We start from the raw sequence: 22,319 nt of genomic DNA, 5'->3' as shown, positions 1-22,319 counted from the left end.
AAAAAGAAGATAAAAAAGAAGATAAAAAAGAAGATAAAAAAGAAGATAAAAAAACTTCGGCACAAAAAGAGCTTTTTATTCTTGATGTTAAAAAATTAGATAATGGTGTTTTGCTTGATTTGAGTGAAAAAATTAGCCAAAAAGATATAAAAAATTTTACTTTAAAAGGTGATAATTTTCGTTATGTTGCAGATTTTGATGGAATTTTAAAAGGGCCAAAGAGAAATTTTGAATTTAAAGATTTTGATATTATTGTATCACAATTTAATCCAACTAGCATGCGTTTAGTTTTGAGTTCTAAAAAAGAGTTAAAAGTAAAAATAGAGCTTAAAGATCAAAGTCTTTTTATGGGACTTGAAAAAATAGAAAAAAAAGAAGAACCTAAACCTATAGTTAAAAAACAAAGCGAGATTAAAAAAACAGAAGTTAAAAAAGAAGTTGTTAGAAATGAACCTTTATATATTTTAAAATCAAGTAAAGATAAAAGTGGTGTTAATTTAAAATTAAACAATGATATTGATATTGAAGATATTAAAATCAACTCTTTTAAAGATGGTAAAATGTATCACTCTATTGTGAGTTTTGAAGCCATTCTAGAAGGTGATAGAAAAAAAATTGATATTAATAAAAATCAATCTATCACAATAGTGCAGTTTAATAAAACTACAGTAAGAATTGTTTTAAATTCTACTAGTGATTTTAAGACTAGTCTTGATTTGGATGATGATGAGCTATTTGTAGGATTTGAGAAAAAGATTAAAAAAACGCCAGTAAAAAATACTTCAAAAGCAGCAAAAGCTACTATCAAAAAATCAGGCAAAATTATAGTAATTGACCCAGGTCATGGAGGTAAGGATCCAGGAACTTTAGGAGATAAGGGTGTTAGAGAAAAGGATGTAGTTTTAAGTGTTGCTTTAAAACTTGGAAATGAGCTAAAAAAAAGAGGATATAAAATTTATTACACAAGAAGTACTGATAAATTTATAAACCTTAGAGATAGAACTTCCATGGCTAATGAGAAAATGGCAGATTTGTTTATTTCTATCCATGCAAATGCAGCACCAAATAAACAAAGAGCTAAGACTTTACAAGGAATTGAAACTTTCTTTTTATCTCCTGCAAGAAGCGAAAGAAGTAAAAAAGCTGCTGAAGCAGAAAATCAATCAGATTTTGAAGAAATGAATTATTTTTCCAAGCAAACATTTTTAAATTTTTTAAATCGTGAAAAAATAGTTGCTTCAAATAAATTAGCTATCGATGTGCAGAAAAAAATTTTGAGCAATGTAAGAAAAAAATATAAAGTTGTTGATGGTGGGGTTAGAGAGGCTCCGTTTTGGGTTTTAGTAGGAGCACAAATGCCAGCGATTTTGATTGAAACAGGTTATATTAGCCATCCTAGTGAAAGAAATAGATTGACAAATAAAAATTTCCAAGAATTATTAGCCATTGGTATTGCCAATGGAATTGAAAGTTATTTTTATAAGAATCAATGAAAAAAGCAAATATTATTATAAAAAATAATGCGCCTTTTTCTTTGGATTTTGATGATTATTATTTTAATTCTAGTGATGGTTTAAGTGAAAGCAAATTTATATATACAAATGCTTTTGACTTTGAAAACAAACAAACTATTGTAGCAGAACTTGGTTTTGGTATAGGCTTAAATTTCTTTCTTACATTAAAGCGTTTTTTAAAAGAAAAAAAACACAATCAAAGACTTTTTTATCTTAGCTTTGAAAATTTTTATATAGAAAAAGATAAATTAAGAGAAATTTATAAAAAACTTGGTTTTTATGAGAAATTTGAAGAAGTTTTAGAGCAATTTTTAAATTTTTATCCTCCATGTAAGGATGGGGTTTATAGGTTTTATTTTCAAGATTGTTTTTTAGATTTGGTGCTTGGTGATGCTAAAGAAAATTTACAAATTTTAGACTTTAAGGCAAATATTTGGTATTTAGATGGTTTCTCACCTTCTAAAAATCAAGATATGTTTGATAATAATATTATAAACAATGTTGCTAAAAACTCAAAAATAAATGCTAAGATTTTAACTTTTTCTTCTGCTAGTGTTTTAAAAAAGGCTTTAATTAACAACAATTTTCAAGTGCAAAAGATAAAAGGTTTTAGAAAAAGAGAAATGATACAAGCCATTTTTAATGGTTTAGAATTTGAAGATAAATTTGCATATTTTAATACCCCATCTTTAAAAAAAGAGATTCAAAAAATAGCTATTATCGGAGCAGGTATAGCCGGAGCAAGCATGGCTTATGAGCTTTCTTTAAGAAATGTTCAAGTAGATGTTTTTGAAAAAGAAAATTCATTAGGAAAAGGCGCTTCTGGAAATATCAATGGAATTTTAAGCTCTTTGATTTTAAAACCCGATGTTTTATTGGGTGAGTTTTCACAATATGCTTTTTTAGAAGCAAGTAGATTTTATAGACAAATTTTAAATTTAACTCCACAAGGGGTTTATGAATTTGCTCATAATGAGCTTATGCAAGAGCGTTTTGATAGTCAAAAAGATAATGTTTTATTTGAAATTATTAACAATCAAGCCTTTTTAAAAGATGGATTTTGTATAAAACCTCAAGAGCTTGTGAAGACACTTTTGCAAAAAAGCAAGGCTAGGGTATTTTTTGAGTATGAATTTAAAGATTATTCTTATAAAAATGAAAAGTTTTCTTTAAATTTTAATAATCAAAAAATTTTAAAAGATTATGATGTGTTAATCTATGCTCAAGGTGCTGATGTTAAGAATTTTTTAGAGTATAAATATATGAAATTAAGTAGTGTAAGAGGTCAATGTACTCATTTAAAACCATTTTTAAAAAACCCGCATGCCTTATCTTCTAAAGGATATATTTGTCCTATTAATGAGGAGCTTAATTTACAACTTATTGGCGCAAGTTATGATAGGCTTAATCAAGATACAACGCTTTTAAAAAATGATGATTTGCAAAATATTGAAAATGTAAAAGAGTTTTTGCACGATGAAAATTTAGAGATAATGGGCGGTAAAGTAGGATTTAGATCATATTCTAGTGATAGATTTGCCATAGCAGGTCAAGCCTACGATGAAAATTTTTATATGCAAAATTATAAAGCACTTTTATGGCATAAAAATAAAAATCAAGTCATACCAAATGATTTTATTCCTTTGTATTTTTCTATTGCTCATGGATCTAGAGCTTTTGCTAGTGCTATTGTTTGTGCTAGAGTGATGAGCTCATTGATTTTTGATGAGCCAAGAATAAAAAAAGAATTTTTATATGCCTTACATCCTGCAAGATTCTTAATTAGAAAGCTTAAAAAAGGACTTATTTAATCCTTGATTTATTAATTTTATATATTGATATATTAAAATTAATATTTTAAGGAGGGTATATGAAAAGAAAAATTTTGCCAAATAATAATCAAAAATTTTTCAATGACGGACAAATGATTATTTCCAAAACAGATACTACAGGAAAAATCATATATTGCAATAGAATCTTTATTTCTCTTTCGGGCTATAGTGAGGAAGAATTATTGGGAAAACCTCATAACATAGTGCGTCATCCGGATATGCCAAAAGTTGTTTTTGAATTACTTTGGGAAAGACTTAAGAGTAAAAAAGAGATTATAGCTTATGTTAAGAATCTATCAAAAGATGGATCATTTTATTGGGTTTTGGCTTTTGTCAGTCCTTCGTTTGATTCCAAAGGAGAAGTTGTTGGGTATTATTCTATGCGTTTAAAACCCAAAAAAGAAGCAGTTGAAAAAATAGAAAAATTATACAAAGAGCTTTTGATTGAAGAGCAAAAAGGTGGAAAAGGTGCATCAAGGAAGAAACTTGATGATTATTTAAATACAAAAGGGATGAGTTATGAAGAATTGGTTTTATCAATATAATATCAATCAATCTGTAAATTATTTTGCTTTATTTTTATTTTGTTTGATGGCAATCTTGGAAATAGTAGAAAATAATATTTTTGGTTTTATTTTTTGTGTGATTGGAACTTTAGTGGTGTTATTTGGACTTGCTAGTGCTTATTATAGAAATAAAGAAGTTTTAAGGATTACTCAAGTTTTAAATGAGCTTACAAAAGGAAATTTGGAAGCAAGAATTACTCATATAGCTGTTCCAAAATCTGGAGTAGGAAAATTAAGTTGGGTTGTGAATGATTTAGCTGATCAAATGGAGGCTTTTAATAGAGAAATTCTTAATGCTATTTTAGCTGTAAAAGAACAAAGATTTTATAGAAAAGCAAGATTAGAAGGCTTAATGGGTACTTTTGCATATAATGCTAAAATTATTAATGAAGCTACTTTAGAAATAGAAAAAACTCAAAATTTATCCATAAGAAGTATTGTCGTTGAAAATGTTTCTAAGGATATGTCAGATTCTTTGCAAAAAGAATTAGCTTTGATTAATGTGAAATTAAATGATAATGCAAGCACTATGCATGATATATATGAGCAAGCAAATGATATTTCTACTCATTCTTCAAAAAGTGCCAAAAATGCAGAATTAATTTCAGTCGATTTGCAAAATTTAGGCGAAAATATCACTCAAATTCATACTTTAATGGATACTTTTTCACAGCAAATTAATAATGTTTCTTCTTTTATATCTATTATAGAAGATATTACAGAGCAAACCAATCTTTTAGCATTAAATGCAGCTATTGAGGCAGCTCGTGCAGGAGAGCATGGTAGAGGTTTTGCGGTAGTTGCAGATGAGGTAAGACATTTAGCTGAAAAAACTCAAGAGGCTGCCAAAGAAATTTCTGTGATGATTAAAGTATCAATAGAGCAAATGAGTAATATTAAAAATATAACTAATGAAGCTTATAAAGTTGCTAAAAAATCTAACTCAAGTTTAGAAGAATTCCAAGAGGTGTTTACCGGTGTTGATGAGAAAGCTAAAATTTTATTAGATGAGATTTCTAAGACAAGTGTTGATACTAATAAAATATTGCTTTATTTAGAGTGTTGTTTAAAAACATATTTAGCTTGCTCTTGTGTGATTAATTCCAAAATAGAAGATATAGAAGATAAAAATTTAGCCAAATTTGATTCTACAAGTAATATTTATGTTTTAAATCAAAATTTAAATTCTTATATAGAAAAATTATTTGATTGTATAAGAAACAATCAAATAGTCAAAGAGGAAAGAAAAATTTATGCACATATTAAGCAAATTCAAGATATAAATGAAAAAATGATAAGCGAAATAGAGCATAAAAAACATATTTAATAAGAGGTTAAATGAAAAAATACATTTTTTTAAGTTGTATATGTTTAAATGTGCTTGCTTCTAATTTAGAAGAGAGCTTAAGTGAGGGTGATGTTAATATAACTAAAGAACAAAAAACAAATGCAATTTCCAAACAAGTATTTTTTCAAAAACCGCAAGAGTATCAAGCTCAAAATGTTGATTTTGGTACTTTTGCTAGTAATTCTTTAGCGCAGGTTTTAAATTTAAGCTCAAAGGACAAAACAGAAGCTAGTTTAGATTATAACGCTTTAAATGTAAATATTAAAAATATCAACTCAATTTTAGATTATGATAATGCTACTTTACTTTTAGAAAAACAAGCAAGAATAGGGCAGTTAGAGCAAGCTTATTCTTTGGGAATTATTAATCGTTATGAATTTGATGAAATCAATTTGGGTTTTAATTATTTTAATGATCAATATAAACAAGCTTATGCAAAAAATAGTTTTGGTGCTGAATTGCAATTTAGTCAATATTTTAAAGCATATGCTAATCATTATGATATAAAAGAAAATAATAGTGATGATAGTACAGAGTTTGGGGTTGTATTTGATTTACCTTATTTAAATGTTTTAAATGTAAATTCTAACATGAAAGAAACACAAAATCAGTATAACATTACTTATTCTCCAATTTCTATTTTAGATTTATCGCTTAATTATCAAGATGAAAAAACAAGTGCAAAAGATCAAACAGCAATGTGGGTTAAGTTTAGACTAAATTATGAGCAAAGTTTAAGTAAGCAATTTTATAATAGCTTTTATCGTAAAAATAGTATAGCCGAGTTTAATCGCTATGATTTTGCTACTAGGACTTATTAATTGCTCATAAAACGAGTAATGTCATTGTAAGTTACAAATACCATTAAGCTTAAAAGCAAAGCCATACCAAAATAACTAAGATATTCAAAACATACTTTTGGTACTTCTTTTTTAAAAATTAATTCATAAAGATTAAAAAGTATATGTCCTCCATCTAGCGCTGGAATGGGAAGTAAATTTAATACTCCAAGATTGATGGAAATTAAAGCTGTGATTAAAAATAAAACTACTATACTAGTATTTGCTGCTTTGGAGGTTATATCCACCATAGTGATGATTCCACCCATATTTTTAGCATCTAACTCCCCACTGATGATTTTAGCAAGGCCTTTAAAAATAAGCAAAGAAGCCTCTATGCTTTCTTCATAAGCGTATTTTAAACTACTAATTCCTGAGTGATAAATAGTAACAAACTCACCCTTAGGTGCTATACCAATAAGAGGTTTTTGAACTTTTTGATAAAACTCATTATAGCCTTGGTCAATTCGCGGTGTTAAAGTGATATTGATAAATTTATTATCGCGTTCTATGTCAAGCAGGGTTGGTTTTGCGTGAACAAGTTTGCCAATTTCTTCAAAACTTTGAATTTGAACTCCATCTATAGCTAGGATTTTATCACCAATTTGTAAATTTGCTTTTTGTGCAGCTGAGTTTGGTGCTATATTGCCAATAACAGGTGCAAGTTTTTGCACACCTAAAAAACCTATGGCTATATAAAGTAAAAATGCTAGAAAAAAGTTAAAAAATGGTCCCGCAAAAAGTATATAAATTCTAGCTAAAGGACTTAAAGTGTTATAGCTATTTGGCTCATAATTTTTTTCACTAGGATTTAAATCATCTTGTCCTTTAAGTTTAACATAACCACCAAATGGTAGGGCGGATAAGCGATATTCTGTATTTTTGTAAGTTTTTTTAAAAATAGCTTTTCCAAAACCTATGCTAAAAATTTCTACATCAACTCTCATATGTTTTGCAGCTAAAAAATGTCCTAATTCGTGAAAAAAAATTAAAAAAGATATCACTAAAAGTGTTATTAAAAAACTAAAAGAATAAAATTTAAAGCCAATAGCTAAGATAATAAATAAAAATAAATATGATTTCAATTTATACCTTTTTTAAATGTTTTACATAAGCTAGTATGTATTCAAAAGCTGAATAAAGTGTAAGCACTAAAGCAATAAATAACAATGTATTGGCAAAAGGCCATTGCATGATTAAAAATATAATAGCTATCATTTGAAAAGTTGTTTTTATTTTACCTGCAAAAGAAGCACTTACATCAAATTTTTCACTTACCATAACCACTCTAAAGCCGGTGATGAAAAATTCTCTTACTAAGATAATGTAAACCATCCATGGATCAGCTTTTTGTGTAAGTAATAACCCTAAAAATGCAGCTAGAATAAGCATTTTATCTGCTAAAGGATCTATAATAGCTCCAAGTTTAGTAGTTTGATTCCAAGTTCTTGCAATATAGCCATCGAAAAAATCAGTTAAAGCAGCTATGCTAAAAATAACACAAGCAAAATAATTTACCCAACTAGGATGGATATTTTCAAAATCATTAATAAGTAAAAAAAACAAAAGTGGAGCTAATAATATCCTTATAAAAGCTAAGATATTGGGTAAATTCATACTTTTAAAATCCTTTATAAAGCACCCTTAAGGTAATATTACTTAAAGGTGGTGCCACCATCTACGATCAAAGTATGGCCTGTGATCCAATTTGCCTTATCAGAGCATAAAAATAAACATGCGCCAGCTGGATCTTGTGGCTGTCCAATGCGGTTTAGCGGACTAAGATTGATAGTTGCATTTTTTACCTCTTCATAATTTGTAAATGCTTTAAGCGCGTCAGTATCAATTGGTCCACCGCTAACTACATTTACACGGATATTTTTAGAACCAAGCTCGGTTGCAGCATATCTTGCCATAGCTTCAACCGCTGCTTTAGCTGTACCATGACCAGCATAATTTTCAATATGAACTAAATTTCCTGTTGAAGAAATAGATAATATACTACCCCCACCAACTTTTTCCATTCTTTTTGCCGCTTCTTGTGCTCCAACAACAAAAGCATTTACGGTTGCTGTGAAAATATTATTAATACCTTTTGGCTTTAATTTCATAAATTTAGTATATCCACCTACAACGGCACGACCTGAAATGATAGCATTAGAGATGAAAAAATCTATTCTATCAAAATCTTGATCGATTTTTTCAAATAACTCTTTATATGTTTCTGGTTCAAGTATATTAAATTCATAAGCCTTTGCTTTGATTTTATAATTATTTTCTAAATCTTTCACAATTTCTTGAGCTAAATCTGCATTAGAATTATAAGTAAAAGCTACATTGGCTCCCGCTTTTGCAAACTCATATACAATAGCTTTACCAATCCCTCTTGTTCCACCGCTAATTACTAAAGTTTTATTTTGAAAAAAAGTATCCATTAAAATCCTTTTATATTATAGTTTTTCATAATCGCTTCTATTTTTGTTAAATTGCAATCACTAGGTTTGCAAAGTGGCAAACGATATTCTAAAGTAGGGGTTAAACCTGCTATATACATTGCCGCTTTAATAGGTATAGGATTGCTTTCACAAAATAAAATTTTATTAATATTATATAACTCATCATTGATTTTTTTAGCTTCAATGTATTTTTCTTTTAAAGCTAGATGAGTTAATTTTGAAATCATATCAGGAAGTAAATTTGAAGTAACTGAAATCACACCCTTACCGCCATTTGAAAGTATAGGATAATTAATCGCATCTTCCCCGCTTAAAAGTATCATTCTAGGTTCATGCGCTAGCAAATCAACGCATTTATCAATGCTTCCACTAGCTTCTTTTACTCCGTAAATATTTTCACAATCTCTAAATAATCTTATAATAGTTTCTGTTTGAAGCTCACACCCTGTTCTTCCTGGGACATTATATAAAAGTACAGGTATATCTATACTTTTTGCTATTTCTTTATAATGAAGATATAAACCTTCTTGTGTGGGTTTGTTATAATATGGAGTAACGCTTAAAATTCCATCAGCTCCATGCTCTTGTGCAAACTTAGCCAAACTTACAGCTTCATGTGTGGCATTGCTTCCTGCTCCTGCTAAAACCTTACAAGAACTTCCTTTGCATGCATCTAGTGCTATTTCTATACAAATTCTATGTTCTTCATGGGTTAAGGTGGCACTTTCTCCGGTTGTTCCAACAGGCACTACTACATCAATTCCATTTGCGATTTGTCTTTTGATGAGTTTATGGTAAGTTTGCTCATCTAATTTTCCATTTTTAAACGGAGTTATTAAAGCTGTCATTGCTCCTATGATGATGTTATTGTCCATTTTCGCCCCTTTTTAAGATTATTGTTGTAGATTTGTCTTCATTGAAGTATTTTCTAGCACAATGAATTAAATCATCTTTGCTTAGATTTTCTATATTTTTTTCATAATCAAGCAAAGGTTTTAAATCACCCTTTGCAAGATAAGATCCATAAATATTTGCAACGCTACTTGCATTGCTTAGTGAAAAAATAAAATCACTTTTTACGGTGTTTTTGATTTTTTCCATGATAGCATCATCAAATTTGGCATTTTTTACATCTTCAAGAATTTTCAAAAGCTCTTTTTCAACATCTTCTGCTTTTATACCTTCATTACAAACACAAATAAATATAAATAAATTCTCATCTATATTTTCACTTGCATAGGCATAAAATTCATTGATTAGTTCTAATTTATCAATTAAAATTTCACTTATTAATGAGCTTTTTCCATTTCCTAAAAGCTCACTCAATGAGCAAAGTTTTGGCATATCTTCATGATTAAATGCAGGAATTTTGTATGCAAGTGCTAGTAGTTGCGTATCGCTTTCTTTGTGCAAGATCACGCGTTTAGCACCATCTTGTTCAGGTTCTTTTTCATGAACTATAGGGATTTCTTTGGTGTTTTTTATATCTTGAAAATGTTTTTTAGCAAGATTGAAAACTTCATCTTCATTAATATCGCCACTCACAAGCAAAATAGCATTTTTGGGTTGATAAAAAGTTTGATGAAAATCTTGTATATCTTCTATTTTCCAATTTTGTATATCTTTAAAAAAGCCTATTGGAGTCCAATGATATGGATGATGTAAAAAGGCATGATTGTATAATCTAAAATATAAATATCCTAAAGGATTATTATCAGTTCTCCAACGCCTTTCTTCTAAAACTACATTTCTTTCAGGCTGAAACTCATCATCTTTTAAATTTAAATTACGCATTAATTCAGCAAAAAGCCACAAAGATTTGTCTAAATTTTCACTAGAGCATTTTATAAAATAATGCGTATAGTCAAAACCAGTACTTGCATTATCCACTCCACCAAAACCCTTGACTATCTCATCAAATTCGCCTGCTTTTAAATTTTTTGTACTTTTAAAATTTAAATGTTCAAGCATGTGAGCTATGCCGCTTTTTCCCATTTTTTCATTTCTTGAGCCAACTTTATAAAAAATATCTACACTTATAACCCCGCTTTTTTTATTTACAGGTAAAGTGTAAATTTCAAGTTCATTTTCAAGGGTGATTTTTTTATAATTAATCATTTAAAATTAACTCCTATAGCTTGACTAATATGATTAAAACCATCTTGTTTTAAAAGTTCAATTAATCCTTGATTGATATTTTTAACAATGCTTGGTCCTTTGAAAATCATAGCTGTATAAATTTGAACCAAACTAGCTCCATTTTTAATGCGTTCATAAGCAAGTTCAGCACTATCTATACCACCGCTTGCTATTAAAATAGTATCTTGATAAATTTCTTTAGCTACTTCTTTAAAAAATGTCGCACTTTTTTGAGTGATTAATCTACCACTAATTCCACCAAAGGTTCTTGTATTATCAATTAAAGAATAATCTATACTAGTATTTGCCATGATAATACCATCAGCTTTTGCACTAATAGCACTTTTGCAAAGTGAAATTGCACTATCTATACTCATATCTGGAGCAATTTTTAAAATCACAGGTTTTTTTGTGATTTCTTTTGCTTGATTAAATAAGGTGCTTACAAATTCCTCACTTTGTAAATCTCTTAAATTTTTGGTATTTGGAGAGGATATATTAATCACAAACAAATCGCACAAATCTTTAAATTCTTTTAATAAAATAATATAATCATTAATAGCTTCTTCATTTGGAGTGATTTTATTTTTGCCTATATTTGCTACTAAAGGTATGCTAAAAGGATAGACTTTTTTTACTTCTTTTGCGATAGCATCTTTACCTTTATTATTAAAACCCATAGCATTTTGAATACTTTCTTGTTCAACAAGTCTAAAAAGTCTAGGTTTTTCGTTGCCATTTTGAGGTTTTGGGGTGAAAGTTCCATATTCTAAAAAGCCAAAACCTAAAGCACTTAGCGGTCTTATCATAGTTGCATTTTTATCAAAGCCACCTGCTAAGCCCACAGGATTGTAAAAATTTAAATTAAAAATTTCTTGATTTAAAATTTCATCATTTATTATACAATCTTTTGCAAAAAAACTAAGCCCTCCAGGAAATATACAATCTAGCGTTCGCATACTAAATTCAGCTAAAGCATGGGCATTTTCTGGATCTAATTTATATATTAAAGGTTTTAAACTTTCATAAGTCATATTTTTCCTTTTTTACAAAATAGCATATTTTACTAAAAAAATGATAATTCTTAGTTTTCATTTTCTTTAACTTTATCAGTTTTTTGTACTTTTTGTTTTAATTTTTGATAAATTTCACAATGTTGCATTAAATAAGCATCATTTCCTATAGAAGCTATTTTTCCTTTATCAAGCACAGCAATTTTGTCAGCATTTTCTATAGTGCTAAGTCTATGAGCGATGATGAGTATTAAGCGATCTTTTTTTAAGCTTTCTATAGTTCTTACTATGGCTTTTTCACTTTCATTATCAAGTGCTGAAGTTGCTTCATCAAAAATTAAAATTTGAGGATTTTTATATAAAGCCCTTGCTATGGCAATGCGTTGTTTTTGTCCGCCGGAGAGATTTTTTCCATGTTCTTTTAATTCAGTATGTATACCACCAAGTTCTTGGACAAAATCATAAGCATTAGCTTGTTTTAAAACTTCTATCACGCGTGTTTCGTTATATTCTTTAGCATAAGCAATATTTTGAGCTATAGTGTCATTAAATATATAAATATTTTGAGTTACCAAAGAAATATTTTCTCTTAAACTAATAATATCAAAAGAGCTAATGTCTTTTTGATTGATTAAAATCTCACCACTATCTTTTTCAAAAAAATACATCAAAAGATTGATAATAGAAGATTTTCCTCCACCACTTGATCCAACTAAGGCTAGAATTTCTCCTTTATCAAAAGAAAAATTTACATCTTTTAATACCATTTTATCTTTTTGATAGCTTAAAGAGACATTTTTAAAATGAATATTTTGGATGTTTTCTGCAAGTTTTTCATCACCACCTTTAATTTGTGGTTCTAAATCAGTTAGATAAAAAGTTCTCTCACTAGCTGCTACTGCATTTTGCAATCTTGTATAAAGTGAAGAAAGTCTTTTAATAGGAGTATAAGCCATAAATAAAGCTGTAGTAAAGCTAAAAAAAGAACCTATGCTTAAACTTCCATCAATTACTTCTTTACCACCTATTATAATTACTATTGCAAAGCCAATTGAACCCATAGATTCCATTAAAGGGCTACTTAAAGCTTCAATTCTAATGCCTTTTAAGGAAAGTTTGCAAACTTCGCTATTAGTTTGGCTGAATTTTTGCATTTCATTTTTACCTGCATTAGAAGCTTTAATAAGTTCTATATTAGAAAAGATTTCACTTAATCTTGAAGTAAGATCAGAATTTTTTTCTTGAGTATTGCGTCCTATTTTTTTGATCTTTTTAGCAAAAATAGCAAGAGGGTAAATTGCTAAAGGTAAAATAACTAAAGCAAAAAAAGCAAGTTTTGGACTTTGATAAATTACCACACTTAAAAGTCCAATCGCGGTTAAACTTTCTCTTAAAATTTCAGGTATTATAGTAGAAACTATATTTTGTAAAGCTCCAATATCAGAAGTACATCTGCTGATTAATTCTCCACTTCTGTATTTATGAAAAAAGCTCATATCTAAGCGCAAAAGATTGCCAAGAACTAATTCTCTTAATCTTCTTAAAATATCTGTCCCAACATAAGATATATAATAAACTTGCATATAAGCACCAAGATTTTTTAAAGCATAAATTAAAACAACAAGCAAAGGCATATAATAAAGCAAGTCAACATTTTTTTCTATAAAAATTTTATTTAAAATAGGCTCTATGATGTATGCACTAGCTGCCGTTCCACCACTAGTTAAAAGCATGCCAATAATAGCTAAAACAAAATAAAACCAATAATCTTTATAATAAGGCTTAAAGCGAGTAAAAACCTCTTTAAGCTTCATTTCTTTGTAATTTTTATCCATTTTTCTCCCATACCACACCATTTGGTGTATCCATTAAAAGAATATTCTCTTTAGCTAAATCATCACGAATTTGATCTGCTAAGGCATAGTTTTTTTCTTGCTTTGCCTTGTTGCGTAGAGCGATTTTTTCTTCTATTTCCTGACATTTTTCTTCACTAATGCCAAATTGAAAATATTTTATAGTATCCATAAAACCTATACCAAAAATAAAAGCGAGTTCTTTTAAGGTTTTTTCTAATTGTATTTTATAAGCTTTGTCTTTTAGGTTTTGATCTAAGTAAATATTACTTTCATTGATAAACTCATCAAGTAAAGCCAAGGCTTTAGAGGCATTTAAATCATCATTTAAAACTTCTAAGATATTTTTAGCTACTTCACTTTCTATGGTAGTTTTTTCATCTATAAAAGCATTTAAATTTAAGCGTTTTTTTAAACGGTAAAATTTATCAAGTCTTTTTTTAGCAGCTTGTAAGTCTTCTAAAGCGTAGTTAAAATGTGCTCTATAATGCACACTTAAAAGATAAAATCTCAAAACCTCTCCACTAAAAAGCTTTAAAGAATCTTTTAGAAAAAAGCTGTTTCCTAAGCTTTTGCTCATTTTTTCACCATTAATTTGCACAAAGCCATTATGCAGCCAAAAATTAGCCAGCTCATGATTGTTTTTACAACGACATTGACAAGCTTCATTTTCATGATGAGGAAAAAGTAAGTCTATGCCTCCTGCATGAATGTCAAGTTTATCTTTAAAAATACTTTCTATCATCACAACACATTCTGTGTGCCAGCCTGGTCTTCCTTTGCCAAAACTTGCAGGATAAAATTTTTCATCAAATTTCCATAAAACAAAATCGCTATCATTTTTTTTAGCCACGCTTTCTTCTAAGCGTGATTGATTATCTTCTAAATTTCTTTTAGAGATATAAAAGTATTTATCATCTTTGCTGGTATCAAAATAAATCCCATCTTCAAGTTTATAAGCTAGGTTTAACTCTAAAAGCTTTTCTATATATATAATCATTTGCTCAATATAAGCTGTGGCCTTTGGCTTAAAGTTAGGTTCTAAGATATTAAGCGCTTGCATATCTTCTTCATATCTTTTAATATAAAAATTTGTAATTTCTTCTAAACTTTTACCACTTTCTTGTATTTTTTTTAAAATTTTATCATCAATATCAGTGTAATTTCTAGCAAAAATCACTTCATAATCACTTGCTAGTAAAACTCTTCTTAAAAAATCAAAACAAACACTACTTCTTGCATGTCCTAAATGTGCATCATCATATACAGTAGGCCCGCATAGATAAATGTTTGCTTTTTTTGCCTCATTTGGGATAAATTCACATTTTTTCTTTAAAACACTATCAAAAAAAACCATTAAAATAAACCTTTAAAAAAATGATAAATTTCAATTAAAAATTGTATTAAAATATCTTTAATTTCAAATAAGCTTAGAGCAAATAAACTTAAAAATACTATACTAATAAGCCAAAATTTAATCCTAAAAATACCCCAAAGATTTTTAAAGCCAAATTCTTTTATATTGGCATATAATAAATAAAAAGCACTAATAGATGAAGCTAATGCAATGCCTAAGCTCTTATAAGCTTCTTCTTTGATAAGTAAAATAATCACTATACTAAAAAATGCTGATATAAAAAGTGTTTTAAAGGCTATTACAGCGGCTATTTTTTGTTTAAATTTAGCATAAAGCCATAAAGAAAAAAGTTTTTGCAAACCAAAAGGTAAAAGTCCTAAAAGATAAGCTTGTAATAAAAATGCAGTGATTTTTGTATCTTCTTGATTAAAATTTCCTCTTTGAAATAAAAACTCTACAATTTCTTTAGCTAAAATAATCCCTACTATGCTAGCTAAAATCAAAAGCACGCTTAAATATTCAAAAGCTTTTTGCATAAAAGCTAAGGCTTTTTGTTCTTCATTTGCTTTTAAATGTCTTAGTATTTTTGGAAAGCTTACTTGACTTAGAGCGATTGCAAAAAGAGCTAAAGGAAGCTGAAAAACTCTGTTAGAATAATACAAATACGAAATACTTCCAGCCATTAAAAAACTAGCTATAGTAGTATCTAATAATGAACTAATTTGATTTGCCGAAGAGCCTAAAAGTCCATGGGTAAAAGTAGAATGAAATTTATCTAAATTGGTCTTTGTTTTTTTAAGTTTTATGCTTAAATACATGCTTTTTAAAATTCTAGTATTTTTTAAAGCAAAAATATGCCATATAAGTTGAGCTAAACCACTTAAGACAGTCGCATATGAAAAATAATACAAGGCCTCTAAAGGCTCATCTTGATTGACAAAAAAACCTGCAATCACAACAAAAAGATTAAAAAATGAAGCAGAAAAAGAAGTGATGAAAAAATTTTGTTTATAATTTAATAAAGAGCCTAAAAAAGTTACCAAAAAAATAAAAAACAAATACCAAAAATTAATAGAAACCAAAGGCGCAGCCAAGATAATTGTTTCTTTATTAAAGCCAAAAGCAAAAATCTTTGTAAAAAATTCAGCAAAAAAACTCACTAAAATACAGGTTAAAAACACTATAATACTAAATTGCAATAAAACATTTATACAAAAAGCACCTTTTTTACTTGCTTTTAAAAAACTTGGTAAAAAAGCTTGTCCAAAAGCCCCTTCTGCAAAAATTCTTCTAAAAAAAGCAGGCATTTTTAAAGCCACAAAGAAAATATCGCTATAAATTCCAGCTCCTAAGTACAAAGCTAAAACAATATCTCTTAAAACGCCCATAATTCTAGAAAATAAAATTCCTAAGGCATTGATGATGAAATTTTTAAAAACAATATTTTTTCTCATTAGTTTTCATTCTTTAAACATTAGTTTGAGTATTATAAAATTTTTAATAGAGCTAATTTTAACTAAATTTTGATTTTATTTTTGCTAAAATCAAAATTTTATATATAATAAGGAAGCTTAAGCTATGGAAGAAAAGAAAATTTTATACACTAAAGACCCTTATAGAGAGCTTTTAATATTTGCTTCTGAAAATAAATGTGAAGTTGATGAACTTGATTTTAGGTTGTTAAGTTTTAGTACTTCTTATACTTATGATAATCAAGAATGGATAAAAGTTAATGAAAAAGAATTGAAAATTTTTGAAGAAGATGAGAAATTTTTAAATCATGAATTAAATATAGAACAAGAATATAAAATAGAAATTTATTTTAAAAAATTTGCACGCATTTCAACTTTTGAAGTTAGTTTACATACTAACGAGCTTTGTACTTTATTAAAAGCCAGCGTTAGAGCTAGTGAAACTATTACTTTTCATGATAAATTAGCACTAGAGCTTTTAGAAGCTATTTATAAAGTGATGATAAAAGAAAAATATTTGCTTGGGCTTAGAATTTTTGATTTTAAAAAGCAAATTATTGATTTTAATGCTAAGGTTAAAGAGAAGCAAAAATTTGATTTTGAAGTTGAATTTGAAGTATGTAAAGGAATTAATCCGCAAGAGCCTACAAATGAAGAAATAAAATATCATTATTTAGAAAATCTAAAAAAGTATAATGATGTGATGAATAGAAACTATGTAGCACCTATAGGAAAAGATGAGGTGGCTATTGAGAGAATCAAGCCAAAAGAGGGTAGCGATGGCAAGGATTTAAGATTTAAAATTTTAAAAGCACTTCCACCAAAAATAAATAAAGAAAAAGTTGTTTGTTCTGATAAATTTGAAGTTAAAGAAGATGATGAGAGTATAAAATATATTGCTAAAAAAGATGGTTTTATTATACAAAGAAAATCCATTTATGAGATAGAAAATTATTTAGAATTTAGTAAAGTTGATTTTAAAAGTACAGGTTCTATTTGGGCGGGTTTTGATAAGCAAGTTATTATTGTGATTAAAAATACAAACACTCTAGAAGATGCAATAGGTCCTAGAATTACTGTTGAGGCTCAGGAATTAGAAGTTACTGGTAATATGGCTCAAGATTCTGTTTTAAGAGGTAAAAAAATAATTCTTAAAGGCAATATGCATCATAAAAGCACTATCATAGGACAAAAGGTTGAGGTTAATATCTTAAGAGGATATTGTGAGGCTGAGGAGGTTTTTGCTGAAACTTTGGAAAATGGCTCTATCAAGGCTAAAAAAGTAAATATTAAAAAGGCTATGGGTGGAGAGATTATTGCTGATGAAATTTACATACAAGAACTCGGCGGAAATTGTTTATGTAGTGCTAAAAGTTTAATCCATGTTGAAAAAATTCAAGGCAGTGGAAATAAATTTATAATTCAAGATCTTAAAGCTTTTGGAGAAGAAAAAAGCGGAGAAGAGATACTAATACATGTTGATGGATTGAAAAAAGAACAAGAAAATTTAGCTAAAGAAATAGAAGAGACTAAACACACAATCAATATAAGTAAAGACTCCATACGAATTTTACAGCAAAAAGTAAAAGAATTAATGAGTGCAAAAAGAGCTATACCGCAAGCTTATAAAGCTACTATTAAAGATTTTAATCAAAAGATTGAAAATCTAAGTATTTTTGCCAATAAAATAGAATCTTTAAAAGAAGAAGAAAAAGCAAATATGGAAAAGCTTAAGAAAATTCAAGAAAAACTTTTAAAATCTAAGATTATTAATAAAAGTGGAAAATGGATGGATTTAAATGAAATTAAATTCATTTTGTTAAATCCTAGAAAAGAATTAAGCTATTATCCTCATGATGAAGAAAAAATTCAATGTTTTGAGCTTCAAAAAATTAATACAGAAAATGAGATGGAACTTTTTGAAATTCGTGCTATTAGTAATTACAAGGAAGAAACTAAATGATAGTGGCAATTGAAGGAATAGTGAGTAAAAAAGAACCTACTTTTGTAGTTTTGAAAACTTCAAGTGGGGTAAGTTATGGTGTTTTTGTTTCGCTTTTTTGCTCAAGTAATTTTGAAAAAGATCAAAAGATTGAGTTTTTAATCACACAAATTATCAAAGAAGACTCTCATAAATTATATGGATTTTTAGATATAAATGAGCAAAAAATGTTTGAATTATTAATCAAAATTAGTGGTATAGGAGCAACTACTGCTATGGCACTTTGCTCAAGCTTAGATACTAATACTTTTTATGCGGCTTTACAAAATGGCGATGAGAGTGTATTTAAAAAGGTTCCTGGTATTGGTCCAAAAAGTGCAAAAAGAATTATAGCTGAGTTAAGTGATGCAAAAATCAATATAGAAAATTCTAATCAAGACCAAGCACAAGCTTTGGCAGCTTTACTTTCACTTGGTTTTAAACAAGAAAATATTTTAAAGGTTTTAAGAACTTGTGAGAGTAAAAATACTAGTGAGCTTATTAAAGAGGCTTTGAAAAAATTAGCATAATAAAAGGAAAAATATAATGATATATGGTGTAATTTTTGGTGCAAATTCTTATGAGCATGAAATTAGCATTGTAAGTGCTGTGGTATTAAAAAAAGTACTTAAAGCACAAAAAAAATTTATATTTTGTGATAAAAATAAGGAATTTTTTCTTATAGATGAAGAAAAAATGAATGCAAAAACTTTTAGCAGCGGTGCTTATAAAAAAGAAAAAGCCTTGGTGCTAAAGCAGGGTGGGTTTTTTATAAAAACTATGTTAGGTGAGAAAAAACTTGACATTGATATAGCGATAAATATCATACATGGAAAAGATGGTGAAGATGGCAAAATAGCTGCTTTGTTTGATTTTTATGGTATAAAATACATAGGCCCACGCATAGAAGCTAGTGTTTTATCTTTTAATAAGGTTTTAACTAAACTTTATGCACAAAGCGTAGGGGTGAAAACACTTGATTATAAGGTTTTAAATTTGCATAAAGAGCAAAATGTATCTTTGGATTTTCCTTGTATTTTAAAGCCTGCAAGATTAGGTAGTAGTATAGGTATAAGCATAGTTAAAGATGAAAGCGAGCTTAAGTATGCCAAAGATGTTGCTTTTGAATTTGATGAGGATGTTGTGATAGAACAATTTGTAAGTAATATTAAAGAATATAACTTAGCAGGTTGTATGATAGATGAAAAAATGGAATTTTCTATTATTGAAGAGCCTAGAAAAAATGAAATTTTAGATTTTGAACAAAAATATTTAGGTTTTTCAGAAAGTTCTAAAGTAAGTGAAGCAAAGATTAGTGAAGAATTAAAACAAAAATTAAGGGATAATTTTACTAGAATTTATAATCCTTTATTTAAAGGAGCTTTGATTCGCTGTGATTTTTTTGTGATAGATGATGAGGTTTATTTAAATGAGATCAATCCAAATCCAGGATCTTTAGCAAATTATTTATTTGAAGATTTTACTAATGTAATTAATAGTCTAGCTAAAAATATAGAATTTGAAAAGCAAATTAAGATTGATTATGCTTTTATTCATAGTATTAATGGACAAAAAGGTAAGCTATAACCATGGCTACTTTTAGCAAAGATGAAATTTATACTGCAACTGAAGTGGTAAGAAATTTCAGCACTATGCTTGAAAAAACAAAAAAAAGTGAAAATGGTAGAGTGGTGATTGTAAAAAACAATAAATTTGAAGCTGTACTTTTGAACTTTGAAGAATATGAGCGTTTAAATGAAGCTGTGATGCTTTTAGAAAAGATTTACAAAGATAAAAAAGGCTAGAAATGGCAAAAACTAGAGTATATTCTAATGGGTATTTTTATAATTTAAGTTATGAAATCATCAATCCAAAATGCGAAAAAACAATTCTTGTTTTGCATGGTTGGGGTGCTAATAAAGAGCTTATGAAGCAAGCTTTTGAAAAGCCTTTGAGTGATTTTAAGCAAATTTATTTAGATTTACCTGGTTTTGGAAATTCAAGTATAGACGCACCTATGGATTCTTATGCTTATGCAAAGGTTGTAGAAGACTTTTTAACTACAATTGAGCAAAAAACAGATTACTTAATGGGGCATTCTTTTGGCGGAAAAGTTGCGACTATTATGTGCCAAAATGCTAATTTTCAAGGTTTGATTTTGCTTTCTAGTGCAGGCGTGGTCTTACCAAAAAGTTTTAAAGTGAAGTTTAAAATAGCCTTGTTTAAAATTTTGAAAAATCTCCCTTATGGGGATTTTTGGAGGAAATTTTTTATTAGTAAAGACGCTCAAGGCATGAATGAAGTGATGTATGAAACCTTTAAAAAGGTTGTTAATGAAAATTTAGAAAATGAATTTCAAAAGCTTAAAAACCCTATTTTGATTTTTTGGGGTAATGAAGATAAGGCTACACCTTTAAAAAGCGGAGCAATTATCCATTCTTTAGCACAAAAAGGGAAATTTTTTGCATTAGATGGGGATCATTTTTTCTTTTTAAAACATGCTGATTTTATAAATGAAAAAATACATGAGGAATTTTTTAAAAATGATTAGTATGATAGCTTTTTTAAGTTTAAATTTTTTACTTGGATTTTATCTGATTTTAGCCTTACAATGGTACTCTTATAAATTTTCACGCATAATTTTACACTTTCCCAAACCTTTATGGCATTTGTATTTTTTAATAATTCCTTATTTTGCTTTTGTATTTTCTTTATATAGTGGAAATTTTTATTTATATTTTATAGTTTTTGCTCTATCTTTACTATATGGTGGATATTTATATAAAAATTTAGATAAAAAGTTAGTTTTTACTGCTAGGATTAAGCGTTATTTTTTATTTTTGTCGCTTTTTAGCTTGATATTTATACCATTTTTTTGGATCGGTTTAGAAGCTTTAGTAGTTACATTTTTATTAAGCTTTTTTGTGGAAAAAATTAATCAGAAAAGTTTTATAAAAAAAGCAAGTAAAAAGATTTGTGATAATCCAAATTTAAAAATTATTCTAATAACTGCAAGTTTTGGAAAAACAAGTATAAAAAATTTTTTATACGAACTTTTAAAAGATGAGTTTAAGTGCTATAAGACTCCAAGAAGTGTTAATACTTTTATGGGTATAGTAAAAGATATCAATGAAAATTTGGAAAATAATACTGAAATTTATATCGTAGAAGCTGGTGCAAGAGAGCAAAATGATATTTTAGAAATTACAGAGTTTTTAAATCCTCAAATTTGCATAGTAGGTGAGATTGGTTTGGCACATTTGGAATATTTTAAAACTCAAGATAATATTCGCAAAGCTAAGTTGCAAGCTTTAAAATCCAAGCGTTTAGAAAAATACTTTTTACACTCAAGCACCTTATATGAAAATGAATTTTATGATGAGTATTTAAGTGATGTTAGGGCAAGTTTGGAAGGATTGGATTTTAAAATAAGATTAGATGATAGTATTTATGATTTTCATGCAAATTTACTAGGTGCTTTTAATGCTTATAATATTAGTGTGTGTATTTTGCTTGCACATTATTTAGGAATTAAAATAGAAAATATTACAAAAAGCGTATCGAATTTAAAGGCAGTAGAACATCGCTTGCAAGTGATTTCTAAAGAGCCTAAATTTATCATAGATGATGGCTTTAATGGAAATTTTAAGGGTATGAGTCAAAGCTATGAGCTTTGTAAAAGCTATCAAGGAAGAAGAGTTTTAGTAACTCCTGGTATAGTTGAAGTTAATGAAGAAGAAAATATAAAATTATGTAAAATTATTAATGAATGTTTTGATTTTGTGATTATTACTTCAGAGGCTAATAGCGCGATTTTACAAAAACATATCACATTAGATTTTTATGTATTAAAAGAAAAATCTCAACTTGTGCAAACTTTATCAAGATTAACTCAAAATGGGGATTTGATTTTATTTTCCAATGATGCGCCAAGTTTTATGTAAAACCA

General features: G+C 28.1%; 20 protein-coding genes. 11 read left to right on the top strand and 9 right to left on the bottom strand.

Going from position 1 to position 22,319, the window contains the following annotated elements; genetic code table 11:
• The 5 genes from L8W64_RS06045 to L8W64_RS06025 form a co-directional block, all read left to right on the top strand.
• Positions 1-1,493: N-acetylmuramoyl-L-alanine amidase family protein (locus L8W64_RS06045; protein WP_263673183.1), on the top strand; the 1,493-nt coding region annotated here is incomplete at its 5' end.
• Positions 1,490-3,325, top strand: a complete 1,836-nt coding sequence (gene mnmC, locus L8W64_RS06040) for a bifunctional tRNA (5-methylaminomethyl-2-thiouridine)(34)-methyltransferase MnmD/FAD-dependent 5-carboxymethylaminomethyl-2-thiouridine(34) oxidoreductase MnmC (protein WP_263673182.1) — start codon at positions 1,490-1,492, stop codon at positions 3,323-3,325. The genes L8W64_RS06045 and mnmC, both read left to right, overlap by 4 nt.
• 59 nt (positions 3,326-3,384) lie before the next feature.
• Positions 3,385-3,891 carry a PAS domain-containing protein gene (locus tag L8W64_RS06035; protein WP_220566630.1) on the top strand — a complete coding sequence of 169 codons (507 nt, stop codon included), beginning with the start codon at positions 3,385-3,387 and terminating at the stop codon, positions 3,889-3,891.
• Entirely contained in the window at positions 3,866-5,239 is a 1,374-nt protein-coding gene (locus tag L8W64_RS08920) for a methyl-accepting chemotaxis protein (RefSeq protein WP_220566631.1), read from the top strand. The genes L8W64_RS06035 and L8W64_RS08920 overlap by 26 nt, the downstream gene beginning before the upstream one ends.
• 11 nt (positions 5,240-5,250) lie before the next feature.
• Positions 5,251-6,081 (top strand): hypothetical protein, encoded by an 831-nt coding sequence (locus L8W64_RS06025; protein ID WP_263673180.1) that lies wholly within the window; start codon positions 5,251-5,253, stop codon positions 6,079-6,081.
• On the opposite strand, the gene rseP is transcribed toward L8W64_RS06025, so the two are convergent.
• The 9 genes from rseP to murJ are packed head-to-tail and all read right to left on the bottom strand — an operon-like array spanning position 6,078 to position 16,371.
• The gene (rseP, locus tag L8W64_RS06020; protein WP_263673179.1) at positions 6,078-7,184 is read right to left on the bottom strand and encodes an RIP metalloprotease RseP; all 1,107 of its coding nucleotides are present in this window, start codon (positions 7,182-7,184) and stop codon (positions 6,078-6,080) included. The two genes, L8W64_RS06025 and rseP, sit on opposite strands and share 4 nt — an antisense overlap.
• 1 nt (position 7,185) lies before the next feature.
• The gene (gene pgsA, locus L8W64_RS06015) at positions 7,186-7,716 is read right to left on the bottom strand and encodes a CDP-diacylglycerol--glycerol-3-phosphate 3-phosphatidyltransferase (RefSeq protein WP_263673177.1); all 531 of its coding nucleotides are present in this window, start codon (positions 7,714-7,716) and stop codon (positions 7,186-7,188) included.
• A gap of 38 nt (positions 7,717-7,754) precedes the next feature.
• Positions 7,755-8,534: an enoyl-ACP reductase gene (locus tag L8W64_RS06010; RefSeq protein WP_263673175.1), complete on the bottom strand. Its 780-nt coding sequence runs from the start codon at positions 8,532-8,534 to the stop codon at positions 7,755-7,757.
• Complete coding sequence (dapA, locus tag L8W64_RS06005) at positions 8,534-9,430, bottom strand: 4-hydroxy-tetrahydrodipicolinate synthase (protein ID WP_133319239.1); 897 nt, start codon at positions 9,428-9,430, stop codon at positions 8,534-8,536. The genes L8W64_RS06010 and dapA overlap by 1 nt, the downstream gene beginning before the upstream one ends.
• Positions 9,420-10,673, bottom strand: a complete 1,254-nt coding sequence (locus L8W64_RS06000; protein WP_263673173.1) for a M16 family metallopeptidase — start codon at positions 10,671-10,673, stop codon at positions 9,420-9,422. Before L8W64_RS06000 ends, dapA begins: the two co-directional genes overlap by 11 nt.
• Complete coding sequence (locus tag L8W64_RS05995; protein ID WP_220566636.1) at positions 10,670-11,728, bottom strand: quinone-dependent dihydroorotate dehydrogenase; 1,059 nt, start codon at positions 11,726-11,728, stop codon at positions 10,670-10,672. The genes L8W64_RS06000 and L8W64_RS05995 overlap by 4 nt, the downstream gene beginning before the upstream one ends.
• Positions 11,729-11,778: 50 nt before the next feature.
• On the bottom strand, positions 11,779-13,542 hold the full coding sequence (locus L8W64_RS05990; protein ID WP_263666793.1) for an ABC transporter ATP-binding protein: 1,764 nt from the start codon (positions 13,540-13,542) through the stop codon (positions 11,779-11,781).
• Positions 13,535-14,917 carry a cysteine--tRNA ligase gene (cysS, locus tag L8W64_RS05985; RefSeq protein WP_263659590.1) on the bottom strand — a complete coding sequence of 461 codons (1,383 nt, stop codon included), beginning with the start codon at positions 14,915-14,917 and terminating at the stop codon, positions 13,535-13,537. The genes L8W64_RS05990 and cysS overlap by 8 nt, the downstream gene beginning before the upstream one ends.
• Entirely contained in the window at positions 14,917-16,371 is a 1,455-nt protein-coding gene (gene murJ, locus L8W64_RS05980; RefSeq protein ID WP_263659591.1) for a murein biosynthesis integral membrane protein MurJ, read from the bottom strand. Before murJ ends, cysS begins: the two co-directional genes overlap by 1 nt.
• A 124-nt stretch (positions 16,372-16,495) precedes the next feature.
• Between murJ and L8W64_RS05975 the strand changes: the two genes are divergently transcribed.
• From L8W64_RS05975 to L8W64_RS05950, 6 genes are read left to right on the top strand one after another with little or no spacing between them, the layout of a single operon-like run.
• On the top strand, positions 16,496-18,352 hold the full coding sequence (locus L8W64_RS05975) for a FapA family protein (protein WP_263659592.1): 1,857 nt from the start codon (positions 16,496-16,498) through the stop codon (positions 18,350-18,352).
• On the top strand, positions 18,349-18,900 hold the full coding sequence (ruvA, locus tag L8W64_RS05970; protein ID WP_263673171.1) for a Holliday junction branch migration protein RuvA: 552 nt from the start codon (positions 18,349-18,351) through the stop codon (positions 18,898-18,900). Before L8W64_RS05975 ends, ruvA begins: the two co-directional genes overlap by 4 nt.
• A 16-nt stretch (positions 18,901-18,916) precedes the next feature.
• On the top strand, positions 18,917-19,957 hold the full coding sequence (locus tag L8W64_RS05965) for a D-alanine--D-alanine ligase (protein WP_263659594.1): 1,041 nt from the start codon (positions 18,917-18,919) through the stop codon (positions 19,955-19,957).
• 2 nt (positions 19,958-19,959) lie between these two features.
• A complete protein-coding gene (locus L8W64_RS05960; protein WP_087699049.1) occupies positions 19,960-20,175 on the top strand; it encodes a type II toxin-antitoxin system Phd/YefM family antitoxin in 216 nt (71 codons plus the stop codon).
• A 2-nt stretch (positions 20,176-20,177) separates the two neighbouring features.
• A complete protein-coding gene (locus L8W64_RS05955) occupies positions 20,178-20,921 on the top strand; it encodes an alpha/beta fold hydrolase (protein WP_263659595.1) in 744 nt (247 codons plus the stop codon).
• Complete coding sequence (locus L8W64_RS05950; RefSeq protein ID WP_263673168.1) at positions 20,914-22,314, top strand: Mur ligase family protein; 1,401 nt, start codon at positions 20,914-20,916, stop codon at positions 22,312-22,314. The genes L8W64_RS05955 and L8W64_RS05950 overlap by 8 nt, the downstream gene beginning before the upstream one ends.
• Positions 22,315-22,319: the final 5 nt, after the last annotated feature.

The organism is Campylobacter sp. IFREMER_LSEM_CL1097 (assembly GCF_025772225.1).
GTDB classification, from domain to species: Bacteria; Campylobacterota; Campylobacteria; order Campylobacterales; family Campylobacteraceae; genus Campylobacter_D; species Campylobacter_D lari_D.
This window is presented reverse-complemented; position numbering and strand designations above follow the sequence as displayed.

What these genes read in the sequence shown, in the direction of transcription:
- mnmC (WP_263673182.1), top strand. Translation starts at nt 1,490, where the DNA reads ATGAAAAAAGCAAATATTATTATAAAAAATAATGCGCCTTTTTCTTTG.
- L8W64_RS06035 (WP_220566630.1), top strand. Translation starts at nt 3,385, where the DNA reads ATGAAAAGAAAAATTTTGCCAAATAATAATCAAAAATTTTTCAATGAC.
- L8W64_RS08920 (WP_220566631.1), top strand. Translation starts at nt 3,866, where the DNA reads ATGAAGAATTGGTTTTATCAATATAATATCAATCAATCTGTAAATTAT.
- L8W64_RS06025 (WP_263673180.1), top strand. Translation starts at nt 5,251, where the DNA reads ATGAAAAAATACATTTTTTTAAGTTGTATATGTTTAAATGTGCTTGCT.
- pgsA (WP_263673177.1), bottom strand. Translation starts at nt 7,716, where the DNA reads ATGAATTTACCCAATATCTTAGCTTTTATAAGGATATTATTAGCTCCA.
- L8W64_RS06010 (WP_263673175.1), bottom strand. Translation starts at nt 8,534, where the DNA reads ATGGATACTTTTTTTCAAAATAAAACTTTAGTAATTAGCGGTGGAACA.
- dapA (WP_133319239.1), bottom strand. Translation starts at nt 9,430, where the DNA reads ATGGACAATAACATCATCATAGGAGCAATGACAGCTTTAATAACTCCG.
- L8W64_RS06000 (WP_263673173.1), bottom strand. Translation starts at nt 10,673, where the DNA reads ATGATTAATTATAAAAAAATCACCCTTGAAAATGAACTTGAAATTTAC.
- L8W64_RS05995 (WP_220566636.1), bottom strand. Translation starts at nt 11,728, where the DNA reads ATGACTTATGAAAGTTTAAAACCTTTAATATATAAATTAGATCCAGAA.
- L8W64_RS05990 (WP_263666793.1), bottom strand. Translation starts at nt 13,542, where the DNA reads ATGGATAAAAATTACAAAGAAATGAAGCTTAAAGAGGTTTTTACTCGC.
- cysS (WP_263659590.1), bottom strand. Translation starts at nt 14,917, where the DNA reads ATGGTTTTTTTTGATAGTGTTTTAAAGAAAAAATGTGAATTTATCCCA.
- murJ (WP_263659591.1), bottom strand. Translation starts at nt 16,371, where the DNA reads ATGAGAAAAAATATTGTTTTTAAAAATTTCATCATCAATGCCTTAGGA.
- L8W64_RS05975 (WP_263659592.1), top strand. Translation starts at nt 16,496, where the DNA reads ATGGAAGAAAAGAAAATTTTATACACTAAAGACCCTTATAGAGAGCTT.
- ruvA (WP_263673171.1), top strand. Translation starts at nt 18,349, where the DNA reads ATGATAGTGGCAATTGAAGGAATAGTGAGTAAAAAAGAACCTACTTTT.
- L8W64_RS05965 (WP_263659594.1), top strand. Translation starts at nt 18,917, where the DNA reads ATGATATATGGTGTAATTTTTGGTGCAAATTCTTATGAGCATGAAATT.
- L8W64_RS05960 (WP_087699049.1), top strand. Translation starts at nt 19,960, where the DNA reads ATGGCTACTTTTAGCAAAGATGAAATTTATACTGCAACTGAAGTGGTA.
- L8W64_RS05955 (WP_263659595.1), top strand. Translation starts at nt 20,178, where the DNA reads ATGGCAAAAACTAGAGTATATTCTAATGGGTATTTTTATAATTTAAGT.
- L8W64_RS05950 (WP_263673168.1), top strand. Translation starts at nt 20,914, where the DNA reads ATGATTAGTATGATAGCTTTTTTAAGTTTAAATTTTTTACTTGGATTT.